We start from the raw sequence: 10,229 nt of genomic DNA, 5'->3' as shown, positions 1-10,229 counted from the left end.
ACGCGACAGTGCATCACCATTTTGATGAAGAGGTGGTCAATCGTTGGTTGGTGGATCATCGTTTTGTGGTGATGTACTTGCCAGCGTATAGCCCTGAGCTCAATTTGATCGAGATCGTGTGGAAACACGCCAAGCATTTTTGGCGTAGCTTCAAGTCGTGGAGCAAGGATAAATTGGTCGAAGAAGTCCACACCCTTTTATCCGGCTTCGGTTCGAAATTTAAAATTAGTTATGCGTGATTACTTAGCTCCGATAGAGCATAGCGAAATCGGAGGCAAGCGCGTAATCGTACGAATGAAACCGCCAATTTTGGCGGTTTTTATTTGCCTGCGATGTTTAATTCACGGGCATTGGCGGCTATGCGCCGCGGCACTTACTTCTCTTGCTTCGCCAAGAGAAGGTAAGCAAGAGAAGGCGACCCCTCATCTGCGTCCCGCTACGCGGGATTCCCTCACTGCGGACAGTCGAGGCGGCGGTTGCGCTTAACAAAACAGGCGCAACCGAATTCCCGCCCCGCCTGTTCCTCGCTCGGCGCTGATGCAGGGGGATCCGCGCGTCCAACGATATTCGTACATACATGTCATGGTGTCACTCTGTAGACCAATTATGGATTGATTTTCACGGGTATACCTACGTAGAACCGGCTTTGGTCGACATTTTTGTGATTGACCTTGGTCGGCTAAAGCCGGCTCTACGTTTTGATTTTCAAATTCGTTTTATTAGTGAAATACGCTGGTCGAGCTGATGCTTGCTCCCCTTTCATCAAGCCGAGCGAGGAACAAGCGGGGCGGGGTTTCGCTTGCGCCTGTTTTGTTAAGCGCAAGCGCCGCCTCGATTGTCCGCAGCGAGGGCATTTCGCGCAGCGAAACTTGATGAAGGGTCGCCTTTCTTTTACTTACTTTTCTTTTGGCGGAGCAAAGAAAAGTAAGTGCCGCGGCGCATAGCCGCCAATTCAAGAGAGAAAAATCGCAAGTGGCTTGTCGGAACGCTCATCCCAAAAACTGGCGGCGTAGCTGCTTAAAACGTGGGTGTAATTCTCCACTTTCACCCCGGTATGTTGGGCTAGGTAGCTTGGCGCCAAGCACAAATACTTTCAGCTTCGGGGTCTTAGTTACCCAAACACGCAGGCACACAACTTGCTCGCTCCAAGCTATCTCCTCAGCTCAATCGGACTAGCCAATGCGCATCATCGTTGACGATCTCAGCCACCCCAAAGTCGCCGCATTATTGAATGAACACCTTGCGGGCATGTATGCCAGCTCGCCTGCCGAGTGCGTGTATGCGCTGGATATTGCAGCCCTCAAAGCGCCGGAGATTACTTTTCTCACGGCGTGGGATGGTGATGAGCTGCTCGGTTGTGGTGCATTCAAATTGCTGGATGCACACCATGCGGAGATTAAATCGATGCGTACGGCGGCGGGGCATTTGCGCAGGGGCGTTGCCCGGCAAATTCTGCACGCAATTGAGCAGATGGCGGCTCAGCGGGGCGTGCGTCGGATCAGCTTGGAGACTGGTACGGGCGATGCTTTTCTGGCCGCCCATCGACTCTATCGGGATTTTGGCTTTCTTGATTGCGGCCCGTTTGCCGATTACCGGCTAGACCCTTTTAGCCACTTTATGAGCAAACCATTGCCTGCCGCGCACCCAGCGGCCTGCGCGGCGACCTAAACGCCATATCTTGCCGTTCCCCGCCGCTGGAGTTTGATCCAGATACAAAGCGCTGCAATCAGCAATAGGTGGGCATTTGCCCCGGTGTATGATGGGCGCTGTGTTGACTGGGATGCCAAAAGCTCGGAAATTCGGGCCATTTGGCATCCCGCCAGATGGGCGCTAAGTACCCGTACGAAAATTTTATGGCAAGGCGTCGAAGCCGCAGGCAGTACTGAAGTACGACAAGGCGAGACAACGATGCAAGAAAAATTTTGTCTATCTACTTAAAGGGATTTTTATGAGCAAGCTTGCCGATTCTTCTAACCGATTATCCAGCCCCGCGCTGGCCTTGCTGTGGTTTGGCGCTGCCGTGTCGCTGGCCGAAATCATGACTGGTACTTTTCTGGCGCCGCTGGGCTTTGAGCAGGGTGTGAAGGCCATTTTGCTCGGCCATGTCATCGGCGGCGTGCTGTTCTGGCTTGCGGGTTACATCGGCGCTAAAACGGGCAAACCGGCGATGGAGACAGTGAAACTGTCTTTTGGACAACGCGGCAGCCTGATTTTTTCGCTGGCCAATGTGGTGCAGCTGGTCGGTTGGACGGCGATTATGGTCGCCTCCGGCGCGGCGGCCGCCAAATATCTGGTGCCGCAGCTGGGGCTGGCGGCGTGGTCGCTGGTGATCGGTGCGCTGATCGCGCTGTGGATTGCGCTGGAATTAAAAAACATGTCGCGCCTGCAATCGGCGATGGCTGTGTTGCTGTTGCTGCTGACCATTGCGCTCAGCTTTGTGATTTTCTCGGCGCAGGCAGTGGCTTTACCAGTGGAGGCAGCACAAACGCTGTCGTTTGGTGCTGCGGTTGAATTATCGGTCGCGATGCCGCTGTCGTGGTTGCCGCTGGTTAGCGACTACACCCGCTCGGCACGCCGTGCTGGCTGGGGAACGACCAGTGCGACGCTGGCGTATTTTGTCGGTAGCTGCTGGATGTTCATTATCGGCTTGGGGGCGGCGCTGTTTGCCGGATCGGGGGACGTGGCGGTGATCATGGCCTCGGCAGGCCTGGGGGTCGCGGCGGTTCTGATTGTGGTGTTTTCTACCGTCACCACGACCTTTCTGGACGCCGCTTCGGCTGGTATTTCCGCCGCCAGCATCAGTCCCAAATTGAACGAGCGCCACGCCGGTATTACCGCCGTTGCGCTGGGCACCGCGCTGGCGATTTTTGCGCCGGTGAATAACTTTATGGATTTTCTATTCCTGATCGGCTCGGTCTTCGCACCCATGATCGCCATATTGTGCGTGGATTTTTTCCTGCTCAAACAGGACGCCTCGCAGCAAAGCGTGAACTGGCGCAATCTGGCCTTGTGGCTGGGCGGCTTTGCGCTGTATCGCTATTCGATGACTTGGGATTTTGTGCTCGGCAATACCTTGCCAGTGATGCTGATCGTCGCCACCGCCACGCTGGCGATTGGCCTGCTGATGCGCAAATTGCGGCCAGCAGGTGAGGTGGTGTTGGCGGGGCAGGATTAATCTGGCGCGAACAGCTGTCGCTAAGCCTGCTGCGCAGGCGATAAACCGGCCGTTTCGCCGGCCAGACGAGCAAGGGGAGGTCTTGCTCGTCCCCTTGCAACCCCAGCGCGCCCGATCGCCGCGAAACCCCGCTTGAAAAAGCCACGGCGAGGCGCCGCTACAACTCGCGTTGCGCTAACGTCGCGACGCTCAAACACTACGCGGCTTAAAACCTCGCCGAGTCATTTTCAATCGGCGCGGCTCCACGGGCAATCTGTACTAATCAGCAGTAACCGTAGGGTCGGCTAAAGCCGATCCTACAAAAATGGCATGGGTATATCGATGAAGATCAATACCAAATTGATCTCCAGAGCAACACATAGCCATGTATATACCGCAATGGTTGGCCTGCATGGATTCCCCTGCAGCTGCGCCGAGCGAGGAACGGGCGGGGCGGGGTTTCGGTTGCGCCTGTTTTGGTAAGCGCAACCGCCGCCTCGATCCGTCCGCAGTCGAGGGCATCAGCGCAGCCGACGCGGATGCCGGGGGCTGCTTTGGGGTGAAGGGGTATTTGCAGAAGCAAATACCCCTTCCCGTCAGCGGAGCGGAGACCAACGGAAATCCCCTTGCGGGAAACGCGCATAAAAACACCGTGCCGAAGGCACTGAAAATCATTACAATCGTTGAAATCAAGCGACTGGCGGCAATCGGCCAGAAGCGGACCTTGGCGCATTGATATTCCATAGGATTCACGGCACGATGCACCGATGAACCAACTTTTCAAATGGCTTAATTAGTGCTCGCATGTTGAAAGTTCTTCAAATCATCAAAATTACCTTGGCCGCCTTTGTGGCAGTCATTCTTGCTGTCGGTAGCTACATCGCTTGGTCGTTCTATTACGGAGTAACTGCGGAGCGCACCACGTTTTCACCGACAGCCTGGAAAGAAAAAGCAAATGTGTATGAACATAGCAGCGACCCCGGCTGCGTTCGTGGCGGCATGGCAATCGACATCGTTACTACCAATCTACTTCGAGATAAGTCAATCACCGAAGTCAAATTGCTGCTTGGTGAGCCAGACGTAACAAAGGAAGCGAAGGTCTACTATGAGCTTGGTCAATGCTCCGGTCACGGATGGCACAACTCAGTATTACTTGTCAGCTTTCAGGACAACCAGCAGGTTTCCAGTGCAGCTATTCTGCGGAACTAGCCAATACGGTGCTCAACCTTGTTCGCTCTGGTGCTGGACGGGCTGAGTAAAGCCGTACAGCGTCGATTGGCTTTACGCTGAAGGTCCGCTTTCCTGAGCGGCGAGCTGCCGCTTTGGGTCGAAAGCCGCCTCATTCCAATTAACTCCAAAAAGCCCACCCCATGCTCGCTATCACCGCCATCAATCATCAACTCCAACTCACCGACCATCCCATCCCAAACCCAGCTTCGACGCAGTTGCTGGTGAAAGTGGCTGCGGCGGGGGTGAATCGTGCTGATCTGATGCAGGCGCAGGGCAAGTATCCGCCGCTGCCGGGGGAATCGGAGATTCTGGGGCTGGAGGTGGCTGGTGAGGTGGTGGGCATCGGTGAGGCGGTAAGCGATTTTAAACTTGGTGATCAGGTTTTTGGCCTGGTGGCCGGTGGAGCTTATGCGGGGTATTGCTTGCTAGAGCAATCACTATCTATTCTGCAGCCCAATACCCTTGATGCCGTCTCAGCAGCCAGCTTGCCGGAAGCGTGGATGACAGCGTGGTTGAATCTGGTCGAGATCGGCCAGTTGCAGATTGATCACCACCAAGCGGGGCTGCCCGCAAAGCGGGTGCTGATTCATGCCGGGGCCAGCGGGGTGGGCGCGGCGGCGATTCAGCTGGCCAAATCGCTGGGTGCCTGGGTGGCGGTGACGACGAGTTCGCCGCACAAGCAGGCGTTCTGCCGCGAGCTGGGGGCCGATCTGGTGATTGATTATCGCGCGGCGGATTTTGCCGCCGAGGTGAGAGCCGCTGGTGGCGCGGATCTGATTCTGGATACCGTGGGCGGTAGTTATCTGGCCGCGAATCAGCGCTGCCTGAATCGTGACGGCCTGATGGTGGTCATCGGCCTGCTTGGCGGTGTAGAGGCGCAGCTTAATTTAGGCGTGCTGCTGGTCAAGCGCCAGCGGATTGCCGGATCAACGCTGCGCAGCCAGCCGCTGGAAAGCAAAGCAAGGCTGGCGCAGGCTTTGCGCGAGCAGATTGTGCCGCGCATTGTGAGCGGTGAGTATCGCGTCACGCTGGATCGCACTTTTGAGCTGGCGCAGGCGGCGCAGGCGCACGCCTATGTGGCGGACAATCAGAATCTGGGCAAGGTGGTGCTGCGCGTTGCAGAGTGAGGGCTGATCGCTGCCCATGAAAAAAGCCACCCGCTGGTGTGCGGTGTGGCTTGGGCTAAGGGCTGCGCTTGCGTTTAGCGCGATTTACGCAAGGCGGCAATTTGCCGGGCGAATAGACCCCGGCGGATCAGTTCAAGTTGCATCAGGCTTTTCAGGCGGCGGGCGGTTTGGTAGAGGTAGCTTTGTGGTTGGGCTTGCTGCATTACTGCTGTGCTTTGTTCTTCAATGGTAATCAGCTCGATTGGTTCCAGAGATTTAGGGTTCATCGCGCACTCCAAATTAATGACGGTACGCTTAAGTATATGAATGGATTCTGTTTTGTTGGTGTAAGCCGATGTGCGGTGACGATGCACACCGGCTGTCGGAGATCTGGGCCCAGGAGTGAAAAAAGCGTCGCTCGGGTAGATCAATCGCCACCATCGACCTTGACGCGGGCTTTATCAGCGTTTAGTCATCGTTCAGCGCTAAATTGCTTGCCATCCACCAGCCTTGCCACCGTTTTCAATGGCCCATCAGGCCGTGGTGCTCAGGCCCACTGTATCGCCAGTGGGCAGGCCTTCTTTTTCCCAGCGATCAAATTCGCCCATGATGGCTTCATAAGTTTTCTGGCTGATTTCCGGCAAAGTGCCGCCCAGCACCTCTTTGGCAGAGTCAAAGCCTTCCTGCACGGCGGCGCGGATTTTTTCCAGATTGGCCGGGTCATCGCCAATGGCGAATTTGGCAAAGCTTAAAATCCGTTCGGCGACTTTTTTCACGCCAAACTCGCCATCTTCGCCAATCGCTGCTTTGGCCGCGTCAATGGTGGATTGATCGGCATTCAGTTTTTGCTCGCCGCTGACCACCAGTGTGAAATCCAGTCCTTGTTCTTCAACCAGATTGCGCACCAGGTTGATCAGGCTTTCGGCTTGCTTTTGCGATTGCGCCAGCAGGGTTTCCAGATCGGGCGGCACAATGCGCGGGTTTTTGCTATTGGCACTGCCGGGTTTGTCGTAAGTCAGCGCCTGAGCGGGCTCGCCATTGAGCTCTACTTTTTCCTGCTCAACCGGGCTTTCCTTGGTGGCCGAGCTGGTCTGGCTACTGCGCAGCGTAACAGTGTTGCTGCTACTGACATTCACGTTGAGATTGCTGATTGTGCTGCTCATGATGACACCTCATCGATATGGCTTGGGTTCTCTGTGATTATCGGCAGTTTTAGGAGCAAACTAAGGCTGAAATTGGCTAGGCCGGTCTTATTTGCTGCTTTTTGGCGATTTGTTCTGACCAGCGGCAAGCGGGTGGTTCAGAATGCGTTGAACTTCAAAGTCGGGCAGGTAGCGCCCCAGAATCCGCTCCAGTGTGCCATCGTCGCGAATCTCGCGCAGCAGCGCGTTCCATGCCTGAATATCCTGGGTGCTGAAATGCTGTTTAGAAAAAACCAGCCTGGCCGCAATGCCCCGATCGGCGGGTGCCCAGTCACGAATCGCCGGGCGGTGATCAAACGGGATATGACGCAAATAATAGGTATAGGCAGCAGGATGGGCTAAAATGCCTTGCACCTTGCCTGCTCTGAGCCATTCAAACAGCTGCTGGCTGTCTTGCGCTTCATCAATCCGCTGCTGGTTGGTCAACTGGCGGATAAATGGCTCAAGCTGCTCGCCGTGCAAAAAAGACTTCACCTTGCCCCAGCGCAGCTTGGGCGCGGCCAGAAAATCTTTCGGCTCGGGGTATTGCGCTGCAATTGCTGCGGGCAGCACGGCCATGTTTTTCTGGATCAGATAGGGTTCGCTAAAGTAAACAAACTGCTCACGGTCTACCGCTTGCAGGCCAGACACGCTCATCATCAAGCTGCCATTTTTAAGTTCGTGCCAGATCTGTGCGCGGATCAGTACCTGGATATTGAATTCACAACGGCTACGGCGGGCCAGCTCCTGTACCAGATCGGCGTCAATGCCTTTGTTTTTATGAAAAAACAGGCCAAATTCATGCAGCCCAATGCTGATGGCTTGCGGGCAGCGCGGCTGCGCGCCAAGCAAGCTGGAATATAGCAGGATGATTAGGGGTATATAGGTGCAGGCTTTATTTATCATGGCTTTCCTTGATATACATCCCGGTGTATTTGCCGTGTGCCGCGAAACTATTTCACTATAGATTCAAGACCTTGGCCGGGAAAATGCCGATCCGCTGTAAGGTCGGTGCTGCTGCGCATCCAGCTTGCTCAATTTGTAGAACGAACGTACACTTTGATGTTGTGGCGTATCGGCTGAGACAGGAGGAGTGGTGCGCAAAATTATTCATATCGACTGCGATTGCTTTTACGCGGCGGTGGAAATGCGCGATCGCCCCGAGCTGCGCGAATTGCCGATTGCCATTGGCGGCGCGCCCGAGCAGCGCGGCGTGATTTCAACCTGTAATTATCCGGCGCGCAAATTCGGCATTCACTCGGCGATGCCGACTAAATGGGCACTACGGCAATGCCCGAATCTGATTTTGCTGCCACATTCATTCGAGCGCTATCGCGATGCTTCGCGCCGCGTGCACGCGATTTTTGCTGATTACACCGAGCGCATCGAGCCGCTGTCGCTGGATGAAGCCTACCTTGACGTCAGTGGTCTGCCGCATTGCCACGGCAGCGCCACGCTGATGGCGCAAGAAATACGCGCGCGGATTGAAGCTGAAGTTGGCATTACCGCCAGCGCGGGGATTGCGCCCAATAAACTGCTGGCCAAAATCGCCAGCGATTGGCGCAAACCGAATGGGCAATTTGTGATTACGCCCGATGAAGTTGCCGCATTTATGCCCAGCTTGCCGGTGGGCAAACTCTGGGGTATTGGCAAAGTGACAGCGGGCAAGTTGGCCAAACTGGGCCTCAATACCTGCGGTGATGTGCAAGCGTGGTCGCATGCCGATTTGCTGCGGGTGTTGGGGCGCTTGGGCGAGTCGCTGTATTGGCAATGCCGCGGCATCGACGAGCGGCCAGTGGCGCGTAGCGACAAGCGTAAATCGCTGTCGGTGGAGCATACCTACCATCAAGATCTACCCGATTTAGCCGCCTGCATCGCCAAGCTGCCCTCACTGTATGCCGATTTTAGCCAACGCCAGAGCCGCTCACAGCGCGATACCCCGCATAAAGCCTTTGTTAAAATCAAGTTTCACGATTTTACCCAGACGACGATGGAATGCATTTGCCCCACGCCCGATCCGGCGATTTTCGCCTCACTGCTCAATCAGGCCTGGCAACGTGGCGCCAAGCCGGTGCGTCTGCTGGGGGTTGGTGTGCGTTTTGCCGAGCAGCGCGCCGCTGCGCCACAAAATCTAAGCTTGTGGTAAGCGCTGTGTGGCTGGCTGGTAGATTAAACTCAGCGCGCACAGCAGGCTGCTGGCGAGCAGATAGCCCGCGATGACGTCGGTAAAGTAATGCACGCCCAGTACCAGCCGGGCAGCGCCGGCTGCCATTGTCCAGCTGGCGGCCAAGGCCCACCACAACCATCGTTGCTGCGGCCAGTGCCGATTCATGATCAAGGCCAGGGCGAAAGACAGCGTTAGCGCTGCCATCGCATGCCCGCTGGGCAGCGAATAGCCGCTGGCATACACCAGATGCTCCCAGGTCGGGCGGCTGCGCTCGTAATGATTTTTCAGCAGCGAGTTGAGCAGCCAGCTGCCCAGCCCGGCGGCCACCAGAAATGCCACGCCGCGCGTATCCCGATATTGGCGGCCAAGCAGGGCGCTTGCCGCCAGTATCAGCAAAACACAGCCCACACCGCCGCCAATCTGGCTAAGCCAGCGGCTCAATTGCACGGCTGCATGGCTGTGCGCATACGCCCATTGCCCCAGCAGAGCGTCGAGCTGGGCCAGTGAGGTGTAATGCTGTAAGAGCAGCCAGCAAGCCAGCGCAGTGCTGGCGCTGGCAATCAGGCGGCGGGGTGGGTAGAGCGTGGTCACGGTGAAGTCTTCGGCTGGGAATGGGCGCAAAAATTAACTGCTTTTGCGCGATTTGACCCGGTATTTTTCACGCCTGAATAATGAACACGGTCGGGCGCTTGTTGATATTGGGCTCAGCGCGTTTTTTCCACTGGGTGGCTTCCAGCGTCAGGATTTCCTGTGCTGGCAAGGTCATATCGCACGCCACCGTGAGGCGGGTGCTGCCTTTTAGCCCATCACGCAGCGCTTGAAACAGCGCCAGATTGCGGTATGGCGTTTCGATAAAGATTTCAGCCTGATTCTCTTTGGCCGAGCTCGCTTCCAGCTGGCGCAGCGCTTGCAAGCGGCCTGCGGTATCGGATGGTAGATAACCATTGAAACGGAATTTCTGCCCGTTTGCGCCCGAGCCCATCAGCGCCAGCAGCAAGGACGAAGGGCCAACCAAGGGGGCGACTTGGATGCCGCGCTGATGTGCCAGCTGCACCAGCCGCGCGCCCGGATCAGCCACGCCAGGGCAGCCCGCTTCGCTCATCAGGCCGACGTCAAAGCCTTCAAGCAGCGGCTTGAGCAGCGCCGACACTTCATGATCCTTGGTGTGCTCGGATAGTTCCTGCATCCACAGGCTGCGCAGCTCGTGCGGTGTGTCGAACATTTTCAAATGCGCACGCGTGGTTTTGGCGTTTTCAACGACAAAGTGTGTTAATTGCCTAGCGGTTTGAATCACGTCAGCGGGCAGAATATTACTCAAGGTGTCGCCGCCCATCGGAACGGGGATTAGGTATAAAGTACCGGCCATGAAAATCTCATTGTTGAATGTTGGG

Annotated in this window: 12 protein-coding genes; 7 read left to right on the top strand and 5 right to left on the bottom strand. The window is 56.2% G+C overall.

What is annotated here, in order from left to right; all coding sequences use genetic code 11:
- The 6 genes from FLS37_RS11710 to FLS37_RS11685 form a co-directional block, all read left to right on the top strand.
- Positions 1-239 (top strand): transposase (locus FLS37_RS11710; protein WP_198314540.1); only part of this gene is annotated, 239 nt, incomplete at its 5' end.
- A 940-nt stretch (positions 240-1,179) separates the two neighbouring features.
- A complete protein-coding gene (locus tag FLS37_RS11705; protein ID WP_157670126.1) occupies positions 1,180-1,668 on the top strand; it encodes a GNAT family N-acetyltransferase in 489 nt (162 codons plus the stop codon).
- 280 nt (positions 1,669-1,948) lie between these two features.
- Positions 1,949-3,175 (top strand): putative hydroxymethylpyrimidine transporter CytX, encoded by a 1,227-nt coding sequence (cytX, locus tag FLS37_RS11700; protein ID WP_157670124.1) that lies wholly within the window; start codon positions 1,949-1,951, stop codon positions 3,173-3,175.
- 391 nt (positions 3,176-3,566) lie between these two features.
- Positions 3,567-3,890 (top strand): hypothetical protein, encoded by a 324-nt coding sequence (locus FLS37_RS11695; protein ID WP_157670122.1) that lies wholly within the window; start codon positions 3,567-3,569, stop codon positions 3,888-3,890.
- 68 nt (positions 3,891-3,958) lie between these two features.
- On the top strand, positions 3,959-4,363 hold the full coding sequence (locus tag FLS37_RS11690; protein WP_157670120.1) for a hypothetical protein: 405 nt from the start codon (positions 3,959-3,961) through the stop codon (positions 4,361-4,363).
- A gap of 161 nt (positions 4,364-4,524) precedes the next feature.
- Entirely contained in the window at positions 4,525-5,511 is a 987-nt protein-coding gene (locus FLS37_RS11685) for an NAD(P)H-quinone oxidoreductase (protein WP_157670118.1), read from the top strand.
- 74 nt (positions 5,512-5,585) lie between these two features.
- Here the strand turns inward: FLS37_RS11685 and FLS37_RS11680 are convergent, their stop codons facing one another.
- From FLS37_RS11680 to FLS37_RS11670, 3 genes are all read right to left on the bottom strand, one after another.
- Positions 5,586-5,777 carry a hypothetical protein gene (locus tag FLS37_RS11680; RefSeq protein WP_157670116.1) on the bottom strand — a complete coding sequence of 64 codons (192 nt, stop codon included), beginning with the start codon at positions 5,775-5,777 and terminating at the stop codon, positions 5,586-5,588.
- 246 nt (positions 5,778-6,023) lie between these two features.
- Complete coding sequence (locus FLS37_RS11675) at positions 6,024-6,653, bottom strand: hypothetical protein (protein WP_157670114.1); 630 nt, start codon at positions 6,651-6,653, stop codon at positions 6,024-6,026.
- Between the two features lie 87 nt (positions 6,654-6,740).
- Positions 6,741-7,577: an ABC transporter substrate-binding protein gene (locus FLS37_RS11670; RefSeq protein ID WP_157670112.1), complete on the bottom strand. Its 837-nt coding sequence runs from the start codon at positions 7,575-7,577 to the stop codon at positions 6,741-6,743.
- 190 nt (positions 7,578-7,767) lie between these two features.
- On the opposite strand from FLS37_RS11670, the gene dinB reads away from it, so the two are divergent.
- Positions 7,768-8,817 carry a DNA polymerase IV gene (gene dinB, locus FLS37_RS11665; RefSeq protein WP_157670110.1) on the top strand — a complete coding sequence of 350 codons (1,050 nt, stop codon included), beginning with the start codon at positions 7,768-7,770 and terminating at the stop codon, positions 8,815-8,817.
- On the opposite strand, the gene FLS37_RS11660 is transcribed toward dinB, so the two are convergent.
- Both FLS37_RS11660 and FLS37_RS11655 read right to left on the bottom strand, forming a co-directional pair.
- Positions 8,803-9,459 carry a phosphatase PAP2 family protein gene (locus tag FLS37_RS11660; protein ID WP_157670107.1) on the bottom strand — a complete coding sequence of 219 codons (657 nt, stop codon included), beginning with the start codon at positions 9,457-9,459 and terminating at the stop codon, positions 8,803-8,805. The two genes, dinB and FLS37_RS11660, sit on opposite strands and share 15 nt — an antisense overlap.
- Positions 9,460-9,496: 37 nt before the next feature.
- Positions 9,497-10,204 (bottom strand): SAM-dependent methyltransferase, encoded by a 708-nt coding sequence (locus FLS37_RS11655; protein ID WP_157670105.1) that lies wholly within the window; start codon positions 10,202-10,204, stop codon positions 9,497-9,499.
- Positions 10,205-10,229 lie beyond the last annotated feature (25 nt).

Origin of the sequence: Chitinibacter sp. GC72, from assembly GCF_009760905.1 — a bacterium.
Taxonomy (GTDB): domain Bacteria; phylum Pseudomonadota; class Gammaproteobacteria; order Burkholderiales; family Chitinibacteraceae; genus Chitinibacter.
Note: the sequence above shows the minus strand (reverse complement) of the source record. Positions and strands in the feature narration are given on the sequence as shown.

What these genes read in the sequence shown, in the direction of transcription:
- FLS37_RS11680 (WP_157670116.1), bottom strand. Translation starts at nt 5,777, where the DNA reads ATGAACCCTAAATCTCTGGAACCAATCGAGCTGATTACCATTGAAGAA.
- FLS37_RS11695 (WP_157670122.1), top strand. Translation starts at nt 3,567, where the DNA reads ATGGATTCCCCTGCAGCTGCGCCGAGCGAGGAACGGGCGGGGCGGGGT.
- FLS37_RS11655 (WP_157670105.1), bottom strand. Translation starts at nt 10,204, where the DNA reads ATGGCCGGTACTTTATACCTAATCCCCGTTCCGATGGGCGGCGACACC.
- FLS37_RS11690 (WP_157670120.1), top strand. Translation starts at nt 3,959, where the DNA reads ATGTTGAAAGTTCTTCAAATCATCAAAATTACCTTGGCCGCCTTTGTG.
- FLS37_RS11685 (WP_157670118.1), top strand. Translation starts at nt 4,525, where the DNA reads ATGCTCGCTATCACCGCCATCAATCATCAACTCCAACTCACCGACCAT.
- FLS37_RS11675 (WP_157670114.1), bottom strand. Translation starts at nt 6,653, where the DNA reads ATGAGCAGCACAATCAGCAATCTCAACGTGAATGTCAGTAGCAGCAAC.
- cytX (WP_157670124.1), top strand. Translation starts at nt 1,949, where the DNA reads ATGAGCAAGCTTGCCGATTCTTCTAACCGATTATCCAGCCCCGCGCTG.
- FLS37_RS11705 (WP_157670126.1), top strand. Translation starts at nt 1,180, where the DNA reads ATGCGCATCATCGTTGACGATCTCAGCCACCCCAAAGTCGCCGCATTA.
- FLS37_RS11670 (WP_157670112.1), bottom strand. Translation starts at nt 7,577, where the DNA reads ATGATAAATAAAGCCTGCACCTATATACCCCTAATCATCCTGCTATAT.